Origin of the sequence: Actinophytocola xanthii (genome assembly GCF_001921205.1) — a bacterium.
Classification (GTDB): Bacteria; Actinomycetota; Actinomycetes; order Mycobacteriales; family Pseudonocardiaceae; genus Actinophytocola; species Actinophytocola xanthii.
The window spans coordinates 56,277-77,416 of sequence record NZ_MSIE01000030.1; the positions used below are offsets into that span (position 1 = coordinate 56,277).

Sequence of the window (21,140 nt, forward strand, 5' to 3'; positions counted from 1 at the left end):
TCGCGCCGCGGCCCTTCGGTGCGGGTACCGGTTGAATACAGTGGCTTCCGGCGAGTTTCTAGGATTTCTCATCGGTTGTTCACCTCAACACGTCTCTCCCCGACCTGTCGCATTTGAGGACAACTTTGGACCCTAGAGGGAAGAGGGTCGGGAAAAGCGCTTGCCGGTCAGTTCCTACCCGGAAGTGTGGTGCTGATCCGTTCGGGGGGGCAATTCGGTGACCCAGGAGATCCGGGCGTCGCCTCTCCGTGCGGTCAGGAGATCCCTTGTGGACCGGAGGCGGTCGGCGTGTCCGCAGTGGACAGCAGAGCGAGGTGATTGGGGTGCTGCTCGACGAGGGACTCCGGGGCGGACAGCCGCCAGGCCTCGTAGACCAGCTCGGTAAGCTCGTCGACCCCGATCCGGGGCAGGTGGACGACGACCCAGCCGAACCCGCCCGCGGTGAACTGGACCTCGAAGACGTCCGGCCGCTCGGAGACGAGCGCGAGCTGCTCGGACAGGGTCTGCTTCAGGCCGGTCGTGCTCGTGCGCGGCCAGTGGTAGCCGAACCGCCGGCCGAGGACGCTGAAGGACGTGTAGTCCCGCCCCCGGGTGCGCTCCACCTCGGCGAGTGCGTCCACGATCCGGAGGAACCGCGCATCGGCCACAGCCACTCGATCATTCTCGCCGACGACGGGGGTCGCCGGGAAAGGGGGTGGCTCAGGGGCGCCAGTCCTCGCGCCAGTCCGGGTGGGCGTCGTAGACCGAGGCGACCAGCCCGAGCACGTCCTCGTCCTGCCCTTCGCGCGCCTCCCGCCGGATGAGCTCGGCCTTCTCGGGGAACGGCACCGGCACCCGCTCGTCGGGGGTCTGTACCGGGTCCGCGGCGACCAGCAGCCCGGCGCCGTCGTCGGTCCGCATCACCCGGATCCGCCCCCGCCGCTCGGCCTCGTCGATGAACGGCAGCTCGCCGGCGGTGAAGCGGCGCTCGTCGTCGTCGAGCCGCTCGAGGACGAAGGCGCTGAGTTCGGTCATGGCACTAGGTGTGCCCGACCCACGGCCGGGCGAAACGGCTCGCGGCCGGCGTGCAGCGGGTTCAGCGCCCCGGACTCGTCGAACCAGAGGAAGGCGTCGTAGCGGTCGCCGAGGACGGTGGGCACGTAGTTGCTCCACGGCTCGCGGTCGGGGTGATAGACGACGCCGATCGCCCGGTGGTCCAGCCGGTCGGCGAGCAGGTCCGGCCGGTCCCCGCGGGGGAAGGTGAGCAGCGCCTGGGCCGGGGCGGCGTCGTGCAGCACGTCCTCGACCGACCCCCGCCGGCCGGGCGGCACCGGCAGCTCCCGCACCGGCGCGCCCCAGGCGCCGGCGGCGAGGACCGTGCCGCGGTGGCTCCCGAAGCCGACGAGCGCGACCTGGTCGGCGCCCCATCGCTGGCGGGCCAGCTGTCCGATGTTGATCTCTCCTGCGTCGGCCATCGTGGTCGCCCTGGCGTCTCCGACGTGGGTGTTGTGGGCCCAGACCACTGCCCGGGCGCCCGGCCCGTAGTGGGTCAGCAGCCGGTCGAGGGTGTCGTCCATGTGCCGGTCGCGCACGTTCCAGGACTGCCGCCCGCCGGCGACCATCGCGCGGTAGTAACGCTCCGCACCGGCCACGATCTCGGCGTTCTGCCAGGCGCCGAAGCGCGCTGGCCCGGCGGCCTGGTCGGCCACCGCCCGTTCCCGCAGCCGGACCAGCAGGTCGACGACCTCGTTCTCGCAGCTGGCGTCGGTGAGCCGGTTGGCCCGGGCGTAGCCGTGCGCGTCCCCGCCGAACGGCTCGAAGCAGCGGTAGGCGGCCAGGGCGGCCGGCACCTGGGCGGGGTCGTGCTCACGCAGGTAGCCCAGGATCTCGCGCAGCGACTCCCACAGGGAGTACACGTCCAGCCCGTGGAAGCCGACGCGGTGCGCGGGCTCCCGGCCGGCGTTGGCCGCCCGCAGCAACCGGCAGAAGTCGCTGACCTCCTCGTTGGCCCACATCCAGGTGGGCCACCGGCGGAAGGCCGCGAGCGCGGTCCGCGGGTCCTCGTCCCCGCCGGGCAGGGCGCGGACGCTGCGGTCGACCCGGTCGCAGTCCGGCCAGTCCCCCTCGACCGCGACGAAGGAGAACCCGAGCTCGGCGACGAGGCGCTGGGTCAGCAGGGCGCGCCAGCGGTAGAACTCGTGGGTGCCGTGGGTGGCCTCGCCGAGCATCACGACCCGCGCGTGGCCGACCCGGTCCAGCAGCGCGTCGAGGTCCTCCGCCCCGGCCAGGGGCCGGGTCAGGGCGAGGACGTCGTCGCGGTAGCCCATGCGGTACGCGTACCCGCACCGCCCGGCGCGACACCTCGCCGCGCCGGGCGGGCCGGGGCTCAGTCCCGCAGGAAGGCGAGCAGTGCCTCGTTCACCTCGTCGGCGTGGGTCCAGAGCAGGCCGTGCGGCGCGCCCTCGATCTCGACGTAGGTGGCGTCGGGCAGGAGCTCGTGGAAGGGGCGTCCGGTCGCGTCGATCGGCAGGATGTTGTCGGCGGTGCCGTGCAGGATCAGTGCCGGCACGTCGATCTTGGGGATGTCGGCGCGGAAGTCGGTGACCCAGGTGGGGACCGCGGCGCTGGAGGCGAACCAGGACGCGCCGGCCGCGACGTTCCAGCTGTTGCGCAGCGCCTCCTCGGAGAGCCGGCTGCCGAGGGTCTCGTCGGTGTTGTAGAAGTTCTTGTAGAAGTCGGTGAAGTAGGCGTACCGGTCGGCGGTGACGGCGGCGCTGATCCCGTCGAACACCTCCTGCGGCACACCGGTGGGGTTGTCGTCGGTGCGCAGGAGGAAGGGCTCGAGGGAGGCGAGGAAGGCCGCCTTGGCGACCCGGTCGGAGCCGTAGGTGCCGAGGTAGCGCCCGACCTCGCCGGTGCCCATCGAGAAGCCGACGAGCACGACGTCCCGCAGGTCGAGCGTGTCCAGGACGACCTTGAGGTCGGCGGCGAAGGTGTCGTAGTCGTAGCCGACGGTGGGCTGGCTGGACCGCCCGAACCCCCGCCGGTCGTAGGTCACCACCCGATACCCGGCGGCGAGCAGTGCGGCGCTCTGCTTCTCCCAGGAGTGACCGTCCAGCGGGTACCCGTGGATGAGCACGACCGGCTGGCCGGTGCCGTGGTCCTCGTAGTAGAGCTCGATGTCGGTGCTGTTCTCGGTGCCCACCTTGATGAACGGCATCGCAGGCACTCCTTCCTGCTCGCTCTGGCGGAGAATGATGGTTCTCCGTGTGTACGCCTGGGAGAACGGGGTGCGGCGGGCCGGCATTCCGCCGGCTCCCACGGCGTGACCGATGCCACGCCGTCACGCGGGGCGGAGTTGGGGAGCCGACCCTGGCGCGGCAGCACGAGATCCTCGGCACCTGCCATCCGTCCATTGTGGGCGCGATTCGCGGTCTCGCGGTCGCCCTGCGCCGGGGGGGTGTACGAGGAAGCCGCTCGATCACCGGCCCGAGCGGAACTTGTCGAGGATGCGACGGTCCCGTTTGGTCGGTCGACCCGCGCCGCGGTCTCGGAAGGCGACCGGAACGGCTGCCTCGGGTGGCGGCGCCGGGGTGCGGTCGAGGTAGCAGGTGGCCGCGTCGGAGGCGCCTACTCGCTTCTGGATCACGCGGACCACCTCGACGACCCGGGTCGTTCCGTTGACCCGGGCGCGTACCTCGTCCCCGGGGGACACGGTCGTCGCGGGTTTGGCGGGGTGGTCGTTGACGCGCACGTGTCCCGCTCGGCAGGCCGCGGCGGCGTCCGGCCTCGTCTTGGTCAGTCGGACCGCCCACAGCCAGCGGTCCACCCGGGTGGACTCCATAGGAACATCATGACAGCGAGCGGTGACCTTCAGACCCAGTCGCATGTCTTTCGTCCCTGTCGGGGATCTCCGCGGGCCAGCAGGGTTGGTGGTGGAGACGGACGAGAGGCGAGGGAGTGGTCATGATGGGCGAGCGGCACCCGGTGGTTGTCGGCGTCGACGGGTCGGTGGCGGCGTTGGGCGCCGTCTCGTGGGCGGCCGAGGAGGCACGGCGACGCGGAGCACCGCTGCGCCTGGTGTATGCCTTCGAGCTTCCGTTCCGGTACCCGCCCGGCGTGGTCGAGCAGGACAGCCTGCGTGACGCGCTGCGCCGCGAGAAGGACGGCTACCTCGAGGCGGCCAGGGCCCAGGCCCTGCAGACCGCGCCCGACCTCGGGATCGAGGCCGTCACGGTGGACGGGACGGCGGTCGAGGTGCTGGTCCGGGAGTCCGAGACGGCCGCGGTGGTGGTCGTCGCCACCCGTGGTCACGGCGGGTTCACCGGGCTGCTGCTCGGCTCGACCTCGGTTGGGCTCGCCGGGCGGGCGCACTGCCCGGTCGTCGTCGTGCGCGGCGCCTCGGACGGGGGACCGGTCGTGGTCGGCGTCGACGGGACACCGGTGGGCGAGGCCGCGATCGCGTTCGCCTTCGAGCAGGCCGCCGCGCTGGGCACCGACCTGGTCGCCGTGCACAGCTGGACCGACCCGGCCCTGGCCAACGCCCTCGCGGCCGGCTACCTGGCCGTCGACTTCGGGCTGCTCGAGGAGCAGGCCACGGTCGTGCTGGCCGAGCGGCTGGCCGGCTGGCAGGAGAAGTACCCACAGGTGCGGGTCACCCGCCAGCTCGTCCGCGATCACCCGACCCGCGCGCTGCTGCACTACGCCGACCGGGCTCGGCTCGTCGTCGTGGGCAGCCGGGGCAGGGGCGGCTTCGCCGGCCTGGTGCTCGGCTCGACCAGCCAGCACCTCATGCACCACGCGGCCTGCCCGGTCGCCGTGGTCCGCACAGAGGCGCCGCACGGAGGCGCCGGAGTAGCGCCCGGGTGAGCTGCCTGGCTAGTCGGCGCCGTGCTCGATGATCAGCGCCAGTGGCTCGAGCGCGGCGCGGTGCTCGCGGGCGTGGTGGCGGCAGAACACGAGCTCGCCGCCGGTGTTCAGTAGGGCCAGGACCTTCGCCTCGGCACTGCAGCGGTCGCAGCGTTCGCTGGTGTCGGACCGGAGGTCGTTCGGGGTGGCGAAGGCGGTGGTCATGGTCTGCTCCTTGCGAGCGCGGAGGTCTCCTGCTCGGTCGCCCTCCACCTTCCCCGGCGCGGGCCAATCACCCCACCGCGGTTCATCGGCCCGCGAGCGATGCTCCAGACAGGCGATATGTCCCCGTCAGCCGCCGTCGGGCTCATGGGAGCATGCCCTGCGTGAACCCCGACCTGTCCGCCGACCTGTGTGCCCGGCTGCGCGAGGCGTTCCTGACCGCCGGGTACACCGCCGACGGCGTCGTGGCGCTGCTCGGCCGGCACGCCCACGCCGCGCTCGGCCGGGGTGAGCCGGAGCCGGCCCGACGGGCGAGTCGGGAGGCCGGTCCGCTCGGCACGCTGATCCGCCTGTTCCTGCTCGGCGAGGCCGAGCCGGAGCGGGCGGTGCGTGCCGCGCTCGGCCCGCTCGACCTCGACGAGGCCGTCGCGGCCGAGATCCTCACGCCGGACCTGCGCGCCGGCCTGGACATCCGCCCCTACGAGGACAACTGGTGGGTGGTCGCCGACCTGGACTCGGACGTGCGTGGCGGTCCGGTCCGGCCGGACCACGTGCTCGGCGTCGGCCACGCCTCGGTCAGCCTCGCCCGCGCCACCGCCCGCCGTCCTGTCGACACCCTTCTCGACCTCGGCACCGGCTGCGGCGTGCAGGTGTTGCACGCCAGCTCGCACGCGCGGCGGATCACGGCGACCGACCTGTCGCCGCGGGCGCTCGCCCTGGCCCGGGGCACCGTCCACCTCAACGAGCTGGACGTGGAGCTGCTGCGGGGCGAGTGGTTCGACCCGGTGGGGGAGCGCCGGTTCGACCAGATCGTGTGCAACCCGCCCTTCGTCGTCGGCCCGGCGCGGGTGGACTACGTCTACCGGGACGCGGGGCTCGCCGGCGACGGCGCGAGCGAGCTGGTCGTGCGGCGGATGCCCGACCACCTCACCGAGGGCGGGGTCGGTCAGCTGCTCGCGTCCTGGCTGCACCGCAGGGGCGAGGACTGGGCGGACCGGGTCGACTCCTGGCTGCCGCGGGGCGTGGACGCCTGGTTCGTCCAGCGCGACGTCGCCGACCCCGCCCTCTACGTCGGGACCTGGCTGCGCGACGCCGGCATCGACCCCCGGTCGCCGGAGGGGCGCGCCCAGGCCGACGCCTGGCTGGACTGGTTCGCCGCCAACGACGTCGAGGGCGTCGGCTTCGGCTACGTGACCCTGCGGCGCACCGACGAGACCCCGACCCGCGTCGTCTGCGAGGACCTGCGCCACGCCTACGACGACCCGCTGGGACCGGAGACCGCGCGCTGGCTGGACAACGTCGCGTGGCTGCGCGGGAACGAGGGCGAGCTGGCCAGCACCCGCTTCACCGTGCCGCCGACGGTCCTGCTGGAGGAGGTCCACGAGCCGGCCGAGACCGGCTGGGCTTCCCTCGTTCGCAGGCTGCACCGTACCGACGGCCCCGGCTGGCAACACGAGGTCGACGAGCCGACCGCGCGCCTGGTCGCCGGCTGCCGGGGCGAGCTGCCCCTGGAGGACCTGCTGACCCTGCTCGAGCTCGCCTACGGTGAGCTCGACCGGTCCGCCGCGCTGCCGGTCGTCCGCGATCTCGTGCTGCACGGCATGCTGGTCCCGTCCCCGTGAGCGGCGAGCTCGAGCGGGCCGAGGCGCTGCTCGTCGAGACCGGGGCGGGCGAGCTCCCGCACCCGGGTGGGACGCTGCTGGCCCACCTGCGGCGGGTGCGGGAGCTGCTGGCGGAGTGGGGCGCGCCGGCGCCGGTCCAGCTCGCCGGCCTCTGCCACGCCGCCTACGGCACCGACGGCTTCGGCGTCGCGTTGCTCGATCTCGAGGAGCGGGCGCGGCTCGTCGAGGCCATCGGCCCGGCGGCGGAGTCGCTGGTGTACCTGTACGGCAGCTGCGACCGGTCGGCGGTCTACCCGCGGCTGGACCAGTCCGAGGTGGCGTTCACCGACCGGTTCACCGGGGCCACGACCGTGCCGGCCGAGTGGCTGGTCCGCGGCTTCGTCGAGATCACCGCGGCCAACGAGCTCGACGTCGTCACGCACAACGCCGAGCTGGCGGCCGAGCACGGGCCGGCCCTGCACGAGCTGATGCGCCGCGCACGCCGCCATCTGTCCCCGGCGGCCGCCGCTCGATGGGAAGCCACCTAGCTAGAACCAGTCGGGGGGCAGGCCGGTGACGGTGGCGGTGTCGGCGGTGGCGGTGAGGTCGACGGTGACCGGGCCGAGGCCGAGGCCGGACAGGGTGATGCCGCCCCAGCTCGGCGGCAGGCGCGGGGTGGTGGACAGCGTCCGGCGCGGGACGTGCGGGTCGAGTCCCAGGAGCGCGCGGACCAGCAGCAGCGGGGCCGCGGCCGCCCACGCCTGGGGCGAACACGACGTCGGGTAGGGCACCGGCGGGCTGAACTCCTCCCTGGCGAAGCCGCAGTACAGCTCCGGCAGCCGACCGCCGAACGCGGCGGCGGCGTCCAGGACGCCGCCGGCCAGCCGCTGGGCCAGCTCGACCGCCCCGGGCAGGTGGGCGTAGCGGAGCAGACCGGCGACGGCGATGGCGGTGTCGTGCGGCCAGACCGAGCCGTTGTGGTAGCTCATGGGGTTGTAGGCGCCCATCGACGCCGCGAGCGTGCGCAGGCCGTAGCCGGTGTCCATGTCCGGCTCGCCCAGCCGCTCGACCAGCACGGCCGCGTGCTCGTCGGTGGCGATGCCCGTCCAGAGGCAGTGCGCCGCGTTGCTGGTCAACGCGTCCACCGGCCGCCTGTCGCCATCCAGGGCGATGGCGAACCAGCCTCGCTCGGGTAGCCAGAAGCTCTCGGCGAACCGCTGCCGCAGCCGCTCCGCCCGCTCGCGCAGCCGGGCCGCGCCGGCGGGGTCGTCGAACCACTCGGCGAGCTCGGCTCGGCCGAGCAACGCGGCGTAAACGTAGCCCTGGACCTCGCAGAGCGCGATCGGAGGGATGGCCGACCGGCCGCCGGCGTCGTTCACGCCGTCGGCGCTGTCCTTCCAGCCCTGGTTGACCAGGCCGCGGTCGGTGACCCGCCGGTAGGCGACGAAACCGTCGCCGTGCCGGGCGGTCCAGGCCAGCGCCGCGTCGGCGGCCGGGAGGAGCGCGCGCACCGCCTCCTCGTCGGCGCCCCACCGCCAGCACTCGGCCAGCAGCATCACGAACAGCGGCGTCGCGTCGGCCGTGCCGTAGTAGCGGCTGCCGCCGAGCACGGCCGCGCTGTCCGGGCCCCGGCGCAGCTCGTGCATGATCCGGCCGGGCTCCTCCTCGCTCGCCGGGGCGACCGCGCGGCCCTGCGCCTCGGCCAGGACCCGCAGGGTGCCCAGGGCGAGACCGACGTCCAGCGGCAACGCCATCCACGCGGTCAGCAGGCTGTCCCGGCCGAACAGGGTCATGAACCAGGGCGCCCCGGCGGCCACGAAGGGCCGGCCGTGGGCCGGGTCGTGCATCAGCAGCGCACCCAGGTCGCTCACCGAACGGCGCAGCACGCCGGTCAGGGCCGGGTCGCCCGCGGTCACCTCGGTGCACGCGGCCCGCCAGGCCCGGGCCCCGCCGGCCGGCCCGCGCCGGGCCGGGGCGTCCAGCGGCCGGGCGGTCACCTCGGTCGACCACCGGCTCCGTGCCGGCACCACCACCCGCCAGCTCAGTGTGCCCGGCAGCACGGCCGGCCCCGCGGTGGCACCGACCGCCACGCCCCGTGCGCCGTCCGGGTCACCCAGCAGCAGCTCGCCGCCGACCACGCGCGGCTCCGCGCCGCCGGGTCGGGCCCGGCCCTCCTTGACCGCGAACAGGTCGGCGAGGTCCGCCGCCACGGTCAGCTCCAGCCGCACCTCGGCCGGCTCGCGGCCCAGGTTGTGCACGGTGACGGTTTCGCGCAGACCGTCGTCGACGACCCGGTCGCGCACCAGGAGCAGCGTGCTGCCGGCGCGCAGGACGAAGCGGGCGCCGAACGCCTCCCGCGCCAGGACCGTCAACGCCTGGGCGGGGTGCCCGTCCAGGCGCAGCTCCCAACGCGAGAGCACCCGGGTGTCCCGGACGAACAGGCCGTGGGCGGCGCCGGGCGCGATGTCGCCGGTGGCGTCGGACAGGCAGAAGGTCCCGCCCGCGACGAGGGTGACCCCGGCGGTCCCGGTCGGGGCGGGTTCCCCGGCGTTGAACGGGTCGGGCGGGTGCGGGTCGGTCATTCCTGGCCTCCGGCGCGGATGGTGGCGGCGCCCCGGGTTTGCCCCGCGTGTCGGTGGGAACGCCGGCAGGAAGATCGCCCGCGTCGAGGAGGAGCCATGAGCGAAGGTAGTCCCACCGGCGGCACGGTCGCCGACGCCCTTGTGCACCGCCTGCGCTCCTGGGGCGTCGCGCGGGTGTTCGGCTATGCCGGGGACGGTGTCGACCCGGTGCTGGCCGCGCTGAACCGGGCCGGCGGCGACCCGGAGTTCGTTCCCACCCGGCACGAGGAGATGGCCGCGTTCATGGCCTCGGGCCACGCCAAGTACACCGGGACGCCCGGGGTGTGCCTCGCCACCCAGGGACCGGGCGCGATCCACCTGCTCGCCGGCCTCTACGACGCGAAGCTGGACCGCCGCCCGGTGGTGGCGCTGGTCGGACAGGTCGTCTCGACCGCGCTGGGCAGCGGTTACCTGCAGGAGGTCGACCTGCATGCGTTGTTCAAGGACGTGTGCGGGCAGTACCTGCAGACGGTGTTCCGGCCCGAGCAGCTGCCGATGGTGCTCGACAACGCCATGCGCACCGCCATCGCGACCAGCACGCCGACCTGCCTGATCCTGCCGCACGACGTGCAGCGGGCGGACGCGCCCGGGGAGCTCCCGCACACCCACGGCGTGGTGCCGTCCTCGGTCACCGTCGGCCGGTCCCGGGTCGTGCCCACCGAGGACGACCTGCGCCGCGCCGCGTCCGTGCTCGACAGCGGTCACAAGGTGGCGCTGCTGGTCGGCCGGGGGGCGGTCGGTGCCGAACGCGAGGTCGAGGCGGTCGTCGACCGGCTGGGCGCCGGGGTCACCGTGTCGCTCGTGGGCAAGCCGGTGCTCTCCGAGGACGCGCCGTGGCACACCGGCGTCATGGGCCACCTGGGCACAACCGCGAGCGCGGAGCTGATGGCCGAGTGCGACACGCTGCTGATCGTGGGCTCCAACGACCCGTGGACCGAGTTCTACCCGAAGCCGGGGCAGGCCAGGGCCGTCCAGGTCGACATCGACGCCAAGGTCGTCGGCGCCAAGTACCCGGTCGAGGTGGCGCTGGTCGGGGACACCCGGGAGACCCTGCGCGAGCTGCTGGGCCACCTGTCGCGCAACCCGGACCGGACCTGGCAGGAGCGGGTGGCGCGCAGCGTCTCGGGCTGGCGGGAGCTTGCCGAGCGGCGCACCGGGCACCCGGCCGAGCCGCTCAACCCCGAGCTCGTCGTCCGCCGCCTGTCCGACCACCTGCCCCCGGACGTGCGGGTCGCGGTCGACGTCGGCTCCTCGACCTACTGGTACGCGCGGCACCTGCGCCTGCCGCCCGGCGTGCCGGCGCACGTGTCGAGCTACCTCGCGGCGATGGGCTGTGCGCTGCCCTACGGGCTCGCGGCCAAGCTCGACGCGCCGGACCGCCCGGTCGTCGCGCTCGCCGGCGACGGGGCGATGCAGATGAGCGGGCTGCTCGAGCTGATCACCGTCGCCGACCGCTGGCGCTCCTGGGCCGATCCGCGGTTCGTCGTGCTGGTGCTGCACAACGGGGACCTCAACGAGGTCAGCTGGGAGCAGCGCGAGATGGAGGGCGACCCGCGCTTCGCCACCTCCCAGCGCGTGCCCGAGTTCCCCTACGCCAACTACGCCGAGCTGCTCGGCCTGCGCGGCATCCGGGTCGACTCGCCCGACGCGGTGGACAAGGCGTGGCAGGAGGCGTTCGACGCCGACCGCCCGGTCGTCGTCGAGGCGGTCGTCGACCCCGACGTCCCGCTGCTGGCGCCCCACCTGCCGGACGAGAAGGTCGACATGATCTACCGCGGACTGGCCGCCGAGCCCGACAGCGGAGCCGCCCGCGAGCAGGTCCTACGCCAGCGCTCCGACGAGGGCCACGACGACCGCGGCCGCGGGTCGTCCTAGGGAACGTCCTCAGCCGCCTCGGACGGCCTGCCAGGCGTCGCCGAGGATGGTGGGCAGGTCGGACCGGACGGGGTGCCAGCCGAGCTCGGTCCTCGCCCGGGTGGGGTCGGCGACCAGGACCGGGGGCTCGTCGGCGGCCGGCGCGAACCGTACGGGCACGGGGCCCGCGGTGACCTCCTCGGCGACGGCGAGGACGTCGCGGATCGTCGTGCGCCGGCCGCTGCCGACGGTGTAGGCGCGCCACCGGCCGGGCACGCAGGCGTCCAGGGCGCGCACGAACGCGTCGGCCAGGTCGGCGACGTGCAGGAAGTCGCGCTCGGCCGACCCGTCGCCGTTGACCACCAGCTCCGGCGCATTGCCGGCCCGCACGGCGAGGACCTTCGGGATGAGCCGGGTGAGCTCGGTGTCGGCCCGGCCGGCGGCGGCACCGGCGACGTTGAAGGCGCGCAGGCTGACCGCGCCGACGGCGCCGCTCGCCGCGAGGTCGGCCGCGGCGAGGTCGGCGGCCAGCTTGGTCGCCGCATACGGGTTCCGCGGGTCCGCCGGCTGGTCCTCGTCGACGGGTTGACGCCGCGGGCTGCCGTAGACGGCGGCGGTGGAGGACAGGACCAGGCGTGCGGGCTCCGCGCGGGTGCGCAGCGCGGACAGGACGTTGAGCGTGCCGACCAGGTTCGTCCGCCAGTACTCCAGCGGCTCGGCGAACGAGTCGCGGACCCGGACGAGCGCGGCGAGGTGACAGACCGCGTCGGCCCCGGCCGCGGCGGCCGCCACCGCGTCGGCATCGCGAACGTCGGCTCGGACGAGCCGGTCGGCCCCGGGCGGAGCATTCCCGCGCCGGCCGAGCGCGGTCACGGCGTGGCCACGCTCGGCCAGCGCCGCGACGACGGCGTACCCGACGAAGCCGGTCGCGCCGGTCACCAGAACTCGCACGGGTCCCCCTGGGGTCGGTGCACGATACGTGGGATTCTCTCGCGGTGTCCTCACGTGAGCTGGTCGTGCTCGGGACCGCGAGCCAGGCGCCCACCCGGTACCGCAACCAGAACGGGTACCTCCTGCGGTGGGACGCGGAGGGTCTGCTGTTCGACCCGGGCGAGGGCACCCAGCGCCAGATGCTGCTGGCCGGGGTGAGCGCGCGGGAGATCGACCGCGTCTGCCTCACGCACTTCCACGGTGACCACTGCCTGGGCGTGCCGGGCGTGGTGCAGCGGCTCTCGCTGGACCGGGTGCCGCACGTCGTCGAGGCGCACTACCCGGCCTCGGGTGCCGAGTTCTTCCGGCGGTTGCGGTACGCGACCTCCTTCCACGAGGTGGCGGAGCTGCGTGAGGTGCCGGTGGAGCGGGACGGTCCGGTCGCGACCGGGGCGTTCGGGACGCTCGAGGCGCGCCGCCTGGACCACCGGGTCGACGCGTTCGGCTACCGGCTGGTCGAGCCGGACGGGCGGCGGATGCTCCCCGAGGCGCTGACGCGGCTGGGGGTGAGCGGCCCGGACGTGGGCGTGCTGCAGCGCGAGGGCGTTCTCGAGCACCGGGGCAGGTGGGTGGAGCTGGCCGAGGTGAGCGTGCCGCGGCCGGGACAGCGGTTCGCGTTCGTGATGGACACCCGGCTCTGCGACGCGGTGTACGCGCTCGCCGACGGGGTGGACCTGCTGGTGATCGAGTCGACCTTCCTCGACGAGGACGCCGGGCTCGCCGCCGAGTACGGGCACCTCACCGCGGCGCAGGCGGCCCGGGTCGCCCGCGAGTGCGGGGTCCGCCGGCTCGTGCTGACCCACTTCTCGGCCCGCTACGCCGACCCCCGCGCGTTCCACGACGAGGCGGCCGGGATCTTCGACGGCGACGTCGTCGTGGCCGAGGACCTGGCCAGGGTCCCGGTCCCGCCGCGGGAGCACGCCGGTGTACCGGGGTAGGTGCCAACCACCCGCCAGCCGCGTTCCCAACCTCACAGGACAGAACACCTAGACCGCGAGCCAGACCGCCGTGTCCGGCGGCAGGGTGTCCCGGACCGGGGCGCTGGACAGCAGCACCTCCTCGTGCTCGGGCAGCGGCCAGGGGGTGGAGCCGAGGTTGACCGCGCACAGCAGACCCGGTTCCCGGCGGAAGGCGAGCACGCCGGGCGGGGTGTCCAGCCAGGACAGGTCGCCGTCGCCGAGGGCTTTGTGGTTGCGGCGCAGGGCGATCCCGGTGCGGTAGAGGGAGAGCATCGAGCCGGGGTCGGCGGCCTGGGCCGCCGCCGTCCGGTCGCGCCAGTGCTCGGGTTGCGGCAGCCAGGGCCGGGAGCCGTGGGGGGAGAAGCCGAACGGGGGAGCGTCGCCCTCCCACGGGATCGGCACCCGGCACCCGTCCCGGCCGCGCGCGGTGCGCCCGGAACGGTGCCAGGTCGGGTCCTGCAGCAGTTCCTCGGGCAGGTCCTCGACCTCCTCCAGACCGAGCTCCTCGCCCTGGTAGAGGTACACGCTGCCGGGCAGCGCCAGCATCAGCAGCACCGCGGCCCTGGCGCGGCGGGTGCCGAGCTCGAGGTCGGCCGGCTCCACCGGCTCGCTCTGCGGACCGGTACCCCGGGTGTCGGGGCGCCCGTAGCGGGTCACGTGGCGGGTCACGTCGTGGTTGGACAGCACCCAGGTGGCCGGTGCACCCACCGCGCCCAGCGCCGCGAGGCTCGAGTCGATCACCGCGCGGAACCGGCCGGCGTCCCAGGGGCAGCGCAGGAAGTCGAAGTTGAACGCGGTGTGCAGCTCGTCCGGGCGCACGTACCGGGCCAACCGGTAGGGCGGGGCGACCCACGCCTCGGCGACGAAGATCCGGTCCGGGCCGTACTCCTGCGCCACCCGGCGCCAGGCGCGGTAGATCTCGTGCACCTCCGGCCGGTCCCAGTGCGGGTGGTCCGGCGGGTCCGGCGGCTCCATCAGGTCCTCGAGGTCGGCCCCCACGTCCGGCAGACCGTCCGCCTTGACCAGGCCGTGGGCGACGTCGATGCGGAAGCCGTCGACGCCGCGGTCCAGCCAGAACCGCAGGATGTCCTCGAACTCGGCACGCACCTCGGGGTGGTTCCAGTTCAGGTCGGGCTGCTCGGGGGCGAACAGGTGCAGGTACCACTCCCCGTCGGCGGTCCTGGTCCACGCCGGACCGCCGAACACGCTGCGCCAGTCGTTGGGCGGCGTGCCGTCCGCGCCGCCCGGCCGGAAGACGTAGCGGTCGCGCTCGGGCGAGCCGGGGCCGGCCGCCAGCGCCCGGCGGAACCAGGGGTGCTGGTCGGAGGTGTGGTTGGGTACCAGGTCGACGATCACCCGCAGCTCGTGCCGGTGCGCGTCCTCGAGCAGGGCCTCGGCGTCGGCGAGCGTGCCGAACAGCGGGTCGATGTCCCGGTAGTCGGCTACGTCGTAGCCGCCGTCGGCCATGGGCGAGCGGTACCACGGCGTGATCCACAGGGCGTCGGCTCCGAGGTCCCGCAGGTGGCCGAGCCGCGAGCGGATCCCGGCGATGTCGCCGACACCGGACCCGTCGCGGTCGGCGAAGCTGCGGACGTAGACCTGGTATACAACGGCGTCGCGCCACCACGGGCTGTGCTGATCCACTCGCATGGTTACCTCCCGGCGGCGCTGTCGAAACGCCCGGTGTGGGTCGGTGACAGGAACACGAGGACGTCGTTGTCCATGCCAGGCACGGCTTCCGGTTCCCACCAGCCTGCCCGGCGGTAGAACGCCACGGCGTCGTGCGCGTGTCGTGAGGTCAGCAGCCAGGCGTGCCCGTCCGGGGCCTCCGTCGTCAGCTCGGCGAGCAGCCGCCGGCCCAGGCCGGTGCCGCGTACCCGCTCGCGCACGCCGAGCTCGTCCACCTCGAGCGCGCCGACCAGGAGGTCGGCCACCCGCTCGGGCCCGAGCCGTGCCGTCACCCGGCCGTAGGCGCGATCGGTCCGGAAGGGAGCGCCGGTGATCCAGCCGGTCGCGAACCCGTCCACCGCACCGCTGTCCGAAAAGGACAGAATGGCGGTGAAGCCGGGCCGGTGCACGTCCCGCCGGAGCCGTTCCAGGATCGCCGCCCGGTCCCGGTGCTCCCACGGCGGCCCGCCGAACACGTCGAGAACGGCGTCGGTGAACGCGTCGGCGACCGCGAGCACCTCGGCCCCGGTGTACCTCACGCCGCCGCGATCCTGGTCGCCCGGTCGACGAGGTCGCGGACCAGGGCGGCCACCTCGGCCGGGGTGAACTCCATGCCGTTCTCGCCGACGGTCACCTCGAAGCTGCACCGCGCCGGGTCGGGGGCCGAGCGAACCCGGCCGAACAGCTGGACCCCCTGCTCGGCGAGCAGTTCCTCGACGGCCGCCTCGACGGCGGCCTTGGCCGCCGGCAGGTGCACGTGGAACATCGGCGTCTGCGGCGGGGAGGGCACGGTGCGGGCGACCCCGTCGGCGTTGATCGCCTCGGCCAGCGCGACGGCGTGGTCGCGGAACGCCGGCATGCGGGGCAGCAGCTCGTCCAGGCCCAGCTCCGCGACCGCCGCCAGCGGCCAGGCGTCGACGATCGCCCCGCCGTGGCGCCGCCGCCACACGGCAGCGTGGCCGATGGTCTCCTCGTCCCCGGCCAGGATCGCCCCGCGGACACCCTGCAGGGCCTTGTAGAGGGAGACGTAGACCGTGTCGAACAGCGCGGCGATCTCGGCGAAGGGCCGTTCGTAGTAGGTCTGCGCCTCCCACAGCCGGGCACCGTCCAGATGGGTCGCGGCGCCCCGGGAACGCGCCCACTCGACCTGCTCGCCCAGCTCCGCCCACGTGGGCAGCCGGCCGCCGATGTCACGCTGGGGCAGCTCGAGCACCAGTGCCGCCGGCGGTTCGGTGACCGCGGCCAGGTCGGTCGTGGTGACCAGGTCGTTGTGGTCGCCGACGATCTGGCAGGTGAGGCCGTGCAGGGCGTGGTAGCCCTGCTGCTCCCAGACCAGCAGGTGGCTCTGCGGGTGGGCGACGAAGCTCGACCGGCCGCGCCGTTCCGCGTGCACGCGCAGGGCGACCTGCTGGGCCATCGTGCCGCTCGGGAAGAACAGCGCCGCGGGCTTGCCGAGCAGGGCGGCCACCCTGGACTCGAGCCGGGCGACCGGGCCGTCGGGCCCGTCGGGCGGGGTGTCGGGCGGCAGGTGCTCCAGGAGGCGCTGGAGGACCTGGTGGGGCATCCGCCGCAGCGGCGCATGGAGGAACAGCGAACGACGGATCTCGGTCATGGCCGAACGCTAGCCGCTATTGCATAGAACTTGCAATAGAGATGATCACAGTTCCTCGTGGACGACGTGGCCGGGGATGCGGGCCTCGCCCACCGGGCGGCTCTGGTGCAACGCGAAGTCGCTCATGTCCCGCAGGACGAAGGTGGGCGCTCCCTCGGCCTTGGACAGCCGGACCCGGTGGAGGTCGGCGTCCCGTACGTCCTCCAGCACGACCGCGGGACGGGTGTCCGGACGCTCGAAGTGGACGTCCACATTGTCCATCCGAACGCCGGTCGCGTGGCGGACGTAGAAGGCCCATGCCGGCAGGATGCCGAACATCGACGGCTCGGGATAGGACTGCGGCCGGTCGGGGACCGCGTAGGGCTCGCGCGCTCCCGGCTCGGCGAAGAACGTGTTGATGAGGTCCAGCGGCTGCTCGGCCGCCTCGGTCATCGACAGGCCACCGCGCATGTGCACCCGCACGTTGCTGATCCGGACGTCCTCGACGTCGTGGCCGGGCAGGCCGACGATCATCGAGGGGTAGCGGGGGTCCGCGTTGTGCACGGTCACGTCGCTGATGCTGACCCGCCGCAGCTTCCCGATCTCCCGCCCGGCGGGGCCGCGCATGCGTGCGCCGAGCCGGAGGAAGAACGGCGTGTTGGACACGTCCCGCATCGTGATGTTGCTGATGGTCACGTCCTCGAGCAGGCCGCCGTCGACGGTCTCCAGGGCCAGCCCCCGGCATCGCTCGAAGATCATGTTCGAGATCGCGATGTTCCGGAAGCCGCCGTTGGACTCCGTGCCGAACTTGATCCGCCCGGTCGGTCCGTCCCGGTCGGCGGCCAGGGGGTCCTCGCGGCCGAAGGTCCCTTCGACCAGCGTTCCGACGTCGTAGCCGCTCACCATGCTGTCGGCGATCGTCACGTTCTCGGTGGCCCGGGGGAAGCCGAGGGCGTAGGAGCTCTTGAGCACGATGGCGTCGTCGCCGTGGGTGTTGACCGTGCAGTGCGAGATCCGCACGTTGCGGCAGCAGTCCACGTTGATGCCGTCCCGGACCGTGTCGATCGTGACGTTGTGGATGGACAGGTTGTCCACCCCGGTGGGCAGGATCGAGAGGTGACCGCCTCGCACGATCGTGACGTCCCGGATCACCACGTTGCGGCAGAGCTTGAGCGCGATCGCCTTGTCGCCGGTTCCCGGCGGGCTCTCCGGGGTCATGTTTCGCACCAGCGCGGCGCCGTCGATCCGCCCCGGACCGCCGATCCCGATGTTCTCCAGGCCCTCGCCCCAGATCAGGCTCGCCCGCCAGTGGCTGTGACCGAAGTCCTGGTAGGGGTTCCCGGCTCCCTCGCCCGGGGCGTCGAACCCCTTCCCGTCCCGCGGCTGCGCCGCCAGCAGCGTCGCGCCCCGGTCGAGGTGGAGCGTGACGTCGCTGCGCAGGCGGACCGAGTAGCTCGTGTAGGTCCCGGCGGGGAAGAACACGGTCCCCCCGTTCTTCGCCGCGGCGGCGATCGCCCGGTTGATGGCCGGCGAGTCGATCGTGCGGCCGTCGCCCTTCGCGCCGTACCGCCTGACGTCGAACACCGGCCCGGCCACGACACCCGCGGTGCTCGGGTCGGCGGACGCGGGAGTGGCGCCGGACATGGCCAGCCCCCCACCCGCGGCGCCGGCCGCGCCGAGCCGTAGGGCCGTTCGGCGGTTCGCTGCTGCGGACATCACCGCTCCTCGAAGTGTGTGCGTCCAGATCCGACGGTGAAGACGACCCGACCGTCGCCGGAGTCGACGACGCGTGGCGCGCCGGCACCCCAGGCGCGGTACCCGCGGGGTGCGGCGGGGAGGACGACCGTCGCCGTCACGTTGACCGGCACCGACACCGCGAGCTCCAGCCCGTGCCCGCCGCGCTCCCAGTCGACGCCGACCGGGCCGCGCTCGGTCCACTCGGTACCGGCGGCGGCGCGCAGCCGGCTGACCGGCGGGGAGATCCGCACCGTGTCCGCTCCGGCACCGGTGACCTCGAGGCCGAGCAGCGACTCCAGCACCGCGCTGATGCCGGCGGCTCCCCAGCCGTGGGAGAAGCTCTCGCTGCTGTTCTGGTTCACCTCGGGCCCCGCGCACGGCGCCTGCGCGCAGCCGGGCGTCCACTGCTCCCACAGGAACGTCCCGCCCTCGGCGAGGACCTGGGCCGGGCCGTCGTCGGTGGGGTTGGTGAGCAGCCGCAGGATCGCGTCCGGCCGCCCGGTCCGGTGCAGCGCCGTGAGCAGCTGGCGCAGCGTCATCGGCCCCTGCCGCACGCCGAGGCTCTCGACGTACTCGCCGAGGACGGGGTGGGCCGAGGCCGGTGCCACGCCGTAGGCGAGCGGGAAGCTCTGGGCGTGCTGCGAGTAGTGCGGAATTCGCTCCCCTGTGGACAGTGCGAGACCGTCGGCGTAGAGACCGTTCGCCGGCTCGCGCAGCCGTTCGTTCATCGCGTCGGCGATGGTGTCCGCGCGGTCCCGGTACACCCGGGCACCGGCGTGGTCGCCGACGACCTCGGCCGCGTCCGCGACGGCCCGCATCGCACCGACGGCGAGCGCGTTGACCACGGTCCGGGACCCGTTGTCGGTGACGACGCTGCCGTAGCGCATGGCCGCCGGCCAGTCGATGATCCCGTTCTCGTAGGGGCCGCTGCCGCCGGGGAGCCGGTGGACGAGGCCGGTGTCGTCCACGGCGGCCCAGACGTAGTCGGCGACCCGCCGCAGCGTCGGCAGGAGCCGTGCCACGAACTCGGAGTCCCCGGTGAGCCGGTGGTAGCGCATGATCCACTCGGGGAACATCTCGGTGTAGTCCGGGATGTCCCGGCGGCCGTCGCCGTTGGGGTAGACGGCGTTGAGCGCACCGCTGGGCCAGTAGCGGGCCTGCGAGTGCGCGAACTCGACGATGGCCTGCCGGGTGAGGCCGCGCTCGCCCAGCGCCTCCATCGTCGCGAACGAGATGTCGATGGCGTCCCCGAGGAACTGGCCCTTCTCCCGGGTGGGGGTGTCGAGGAAGACGTTCTGCGCCGAGTGCAGCGCGGAGTGGACCATCAGCCGGAACACCGCGTCCAGGGTGTCGTCGCTGCTGTCGAAGGTGGCGGCCTCGCCAGGGCGCACGTCGGTAGCCTGCGCCACGGCCGTGATCTGGTCGGCGGACAGGGTCTCGCCCGGGTCGTCGATCTGCAGGTACCGCCAGCCCCAGTAGGTGAACGGCTCGGCCACCTGGCGCCCGTCCCGCTGCGTGTAGTGGAAGCGCAGGTCGCTGCCCTGGGTGTCGAGGCCGGAGGTGCCGGCCCGCGAGTTCTCCACCCAGGCGCCGGCGGCGTGCGCGCGGCGGAGCGGCGCGTCCACCCCGACGGTCCCCTGTGAACCGACCGAGACCACCGTCCGCGACTCCGGCCAGCCGGGACCGTACCCGGCCGCCGGGGCGTCGACGACGAGCTCGTCGCCGACGTGCACGCCTGCCGTCGCGGCCAGCGACACCTCCCGCGCACCAGCCGCGGCCGGTGCGGCGAGCGTGGTGTTGTTGCGCCGGTAGCTCGTGGTCATGCTGACCCGGTGCCCGGCCGTCCCGTCGCGGAAGCGCACGCTGGGCACGGCGGAGATCACCCGGCCCATGTCGGCGAAGACCGTCCCGTCCGGCAGCCGCCGGACCGAGACCGGGCGGACGGTCCACCGCCGCAGGTGGGCCTGTTGGGCCGCGAGGTCGGTGAAGGCGCAGGGGGCGGAGTCGCCCGGGTAGCCGGTACAGCTCGGGGGGGCGGGCCGCGGGTGGGGGCCGATCACCGAGGCGGGTGCCCAGCCCTGGCCGGTGTGCCCCGGCCGGTCCCAGCCCGGTGTCTCCCGGGTGGCGTCGATGTGCTCGACCCGGTCGCCCGCGTCGGAGTTGCGGTAGGTGAGCGTGCTGACGTCGTGCGAGGTGTCCCGAGCCACCTGCCACGAGTCGTCGGAGACCAGGACCTGCCGGGTGCCGTCGGTGTGCTCGACGACGACCTTGACCAGCAGCCCGGACGGGCCCTCCGGCGGCAGCGGTCCGGGTGCCCGGCCCTGGCAGCGGCAGGCCCAGTAGTGGTAGCGGACGCCGACCGTCATCGCCCGGCCCGGCGCCAGCCGGGACAGCGCGGCCACGTCGTAGTAGCCCTCGCCGGGGTAGCCGTAGGAGGAGCCGCGGGCGACCGTGCGCCCGTCGACGTGCAGCTCCCAGTCGCCCATCGCGGCCACGTACGCGCGGGCCCGCACCACCGGGGCGACGCCGAGCCGGACCGTGCGCCGGGCCAGCGTCCACTCGTCGGCGGCGTCGTTGCCGGTCGTCACCCGCCGGATCCAGGACGCGCCGGACCAGTCGCGGGCACCGAGCCCGGTGTCGAAGGAGGCCGGGCGGGCGTAGGGCGAGGCCGCTCCGCGGCGGTCCCAGGTGCGCACGGTCCACCGGTAGGTGGTGCCGGGGGACAGCGGGGAACCCGCGTAGGCCACCCAGGACTGGCGGGACGAGCGCACCCGGCCGCTGTCCCAGACCCGGTTCCGCCCGGTCGCGTCGGTCACCAGGAGCTGGTACGCGGTCTGCGCCTCGTTGCCGTCGCGGTCGCGGGGGAGCCAGCCGAAGCCGGGGCGACCGTCGACGGCGAGGGGGTCCACCCGGCCGTCCACGGTGAGCCTGGCGGGTGCGTCCGGCGGGCGGTTGCCCGACTCCGCCGCGGCCGAACCGGGCAGGAGGGTCAGGAGCACTGCCGCCAGCACCCCCACGACGCGCGGTCCTCGTCGACGGCGCATGGCCGACCTCCCGCCCGTGGGATTGA

18 protein-coding genes are annotated in these 21,140 nt (G+C 74.0%); 5 read left to right on the top strand and 13 right to left on the bottom strand.

Annotated features, from left to right (window positions below; all coding sequences use genetic code 11):
• Positions 1-254: 254 nt before the first annotated feature.
• The 5 genes from BU204_RS17180 to BU204_RS17200 form a co-directional block, all read right to left on the bottom strand.
• Positions 255-653, bottom strand: a complete 399-nt coding sequence (locus BU204_RS17180; protein ID WP_233160377.1) for an MmcQ/YjbR family DNA-binding protein — start codon at positions 651-653, stop codon at positions 255-257.
• Between the two features lie 46 nt (positions 654-699).
• Entirely contained in the window at positions 700-1,014 is a 315-nt protein-coding gene (locus tag BU204_RS39155; protein ID WP_075126699.1) for a hypothetical protein, read from the bottom strand.
• Positions 1,011-2,306, bottom strand: coding sequence for an erythromycin esterase family protein (locus tag BU204_RS17190; RefSeq protein WP_075126700.1), 1,296 nt, complete (start codon positions 2,304-2,306; stop codon positions 1,011-1,013). Before BU204_RS17190 ends, BU204_RS39155 begins: the two co-directional genes overlap by 4 nt.
• Before the next feature lie 59 nt (positions 2,307-2,365).
• Positions 2,366-3,199: an alpha/beta fold hydrolase gene (locus tag BU204_RS17195; protein ID WP_075126701.1), complete on the bottom strand. Its 834-nt coding sequence runs from the start codon at positions 3,197-3,199 to the stop codon at positions 2,366-2,368.
• A 261-nt stretch (positions 3,200-3,460) separates the two neighbouring features.
• Complete coding sequence (locus BU204_RS17200; RefSeq protein WP_075126702.1) at positions 3,461-3,823, bottom strand: RNA-binding S4 domain-containing protein; 363 nt, start codon at positions 3,821-3,823, stop codon at positions 3,461-3,463.
• A 122-nt stretch (positions 3,824-3,945) separates the two neighbouring features.
• On the opposite strand from BU204_RS17200, the gene BU204_RS17205 reads away from it, so the two are divergent.
• The gene (locus BU204_RS17205; protein ID WP_075126762.1) at positions 3,946-4,848 is read left to right on the top strand and encodes a universal stress protein; all 903 of its coding nucleotides are present in this window, start codon (positions 3,946-3,948) and stop codon (positions 4,846-4,848) included.
• Between the two features lie 9 nt (positions 4,849-4,857).
• Here BU204_RS17205 and BU204_RS17210 read toward each other — a convergent pair whose 3' ends face one another.
• Positions 4,858-5,052 carry a DUF7455 domain-containing protein gene (locus BU204_RS17210; protein WP_075126703.1) on the bottom strand — a complete coding sequence of 65 codons (195 nt, stop codon included), beginning with the start codon at positions 5,050-5,052 and terminating at the stop codon, positions 4,858-4,860.
• Between the two features lie 152 nt (positions 5,053-5,204).
• Here BU204_RS17210 and BU204_RS17215 point away from each other — a divergent pair, with 152 nt between their 5' ends.
• Positions 5,205-6,671 (top strand): N5-glutamine methyltransferase family protein, encoded by a 1,467-nt coding sequence (locus tag BU204_RS17215; protein ID WP_075126704.1) that lies wholly within the window; start codon positions 5,205-5,207, stop codon positions 6,669-6,671.
• Positions 6,668-7,198: a DUF6817 domain-containing protein gene (locus BU204_RS17220; protein WP_075126705.1), complete on the top strand. Its 531-nt coding sequence runs from the start codon at positions 6,668-6,670 to the stop codon at positions 7,196-7,198. The genes BU204_RS17215 and BU204_RS17220 overlap by 4 nt, the downstream gene beginning before the upstream one ends.
• Here the strand turns inward: BU204_RS17220 and BU204_RS17225 are convergent, their stop codons facing one another.
• Positions 7,199-9,232: an amylo-alpha-1,6-glucosidase gene (locus BU204_RS17225; protein ID WP_075126706.1), complete on the bottom strand. Its 2,034-nt coding sequence runs from the start codon at positions 9,230-9,232 to the stop codon at positions 7,199-7,201.
• A 96-nt stretch (positions 9,233-9,328) separates the two neighbouring features.
• Between BU204_RS17225 and BU204_RS17230 the strand changes: the two genes are divergently transcribed.
• Positions 9,329-11,146 (top strand): thiamine pyrophosphate-requiring protein, encoded by a 1,818-nt coding sequence (locus BU204_RS17230; protein WP_075126707.1) that lies wholly within the window; start codon positions 9,329-9,331, stop codon positions 11,144-11,146.
• A 9-nt stretch (positions 11,147-11,155) separates the two neighbouring features.
• Here BU204_RS17230 and BU204_RS17235 read toward each other — a convergent pair whose 3' ends face one another.
• Positions 11,156-12,076, bottom strand: a complete 921-nt coding sequence (locus BU204_RS17235; protein WP_075126708.1) for an NAD-dependent epimerase/dehydratase family protein — start codon at positions 12,074-12,076, stop codon at positions 11,156-11,158.
• Positions 12,077-12,120: 44 nt separating this feature from the next.
• On the opposite strand from BU204_RS17235, the gene BU204_RS17240 reads away from it, so the two are divergent.
• On the top strand, positions 12,121-13,053 hold the full coding sequence (locus tag BU204_RS17240; protein WP_075126709.1) for a ribonuclease Z: 933 nt from the start codon (positions 12,121-12,123) through the stop codon (positions 13,051-13,053).
• A 48-nt stretch (positions 13,054-13,101) separates the two neighbouring features.
• Here BU204_RS17240 and BU204_RS17245 read toward each other — a convergent pair whose 3' ends face one another.
• The 5 genes from BU204_RS17245 to BU204_RS17265 are packed head-to-tail and all read right to left on the bottom strand — an operon-like array spanning position 13,102 to position 21,114.
• The gene (locus BU204_RS17245; protein WP_075126710.1) at positions 13,102-14,724 is read right to left on the bottom strand and encodes a glycoside hydrolase family 13 protein; all 1,623 of its coding nucleotides are present in this window, start codon (positions 14,722-14,724) and stop codon (positions 13,102-13,104) included.
• Between the two features lie 2 nt (positions 14,725-14,726).
• Positions 14,727-15,281, bottom strand: coding sequence for a GNAT family N-acetyltransferase (locus tag BU204_RS17250; protein ID WP_075126711.1), 555 nt, complete (start codon positions 15,279-15,281; stop codon positions 14,727-14,729).
• Positions 15,278-16,354 (bottom strand): threonine aldolase family protein, encoded by a 1,077-nt coding sequence (locus BU204_RS17255; RefSeq protein WP_075126712.1) that lies wholly within the window; start codon positions 16,352-16,354, stop codon positions 15,278-15,280. The genes BU204_RS17250 and BU204_RS17255 overlap by 4 nt, the downstream gene beginning before the upstream one ends.
• Positions 16,355-16,399: 45 nt before the next feature.
• Positions 16,400-18,049 carry a rhamnogalacturonidase gene (locus tag BU204_RS17260; RefSeq protein WP_075126713.1) on the bottom strand — a complete coding sequence of 550 codons (1,650 nt, stop codon included), beginning with the start codon at positions 18,047-18,049 and terminating at the stop codon, positions 16,400-16,402.
• Positions 18,049-21,114 (bottom strand): alpha-L-rhamnosidase-related protein, encoded by a 3,066-nt coding sequence (locus tag BU204_RS17265; protein WP_083661387.1) that lies wholly within the window; start codon positions 21,112-21,114, stop codon positions 18,049-18,051. The genes BU204_RS17260 and BU204_RS17265 overlap by 1 nt, the downstream gene beginning before the upstream one ends.
• Positions 21,115-21,140 lie beyond the last annotated feature (26 nt).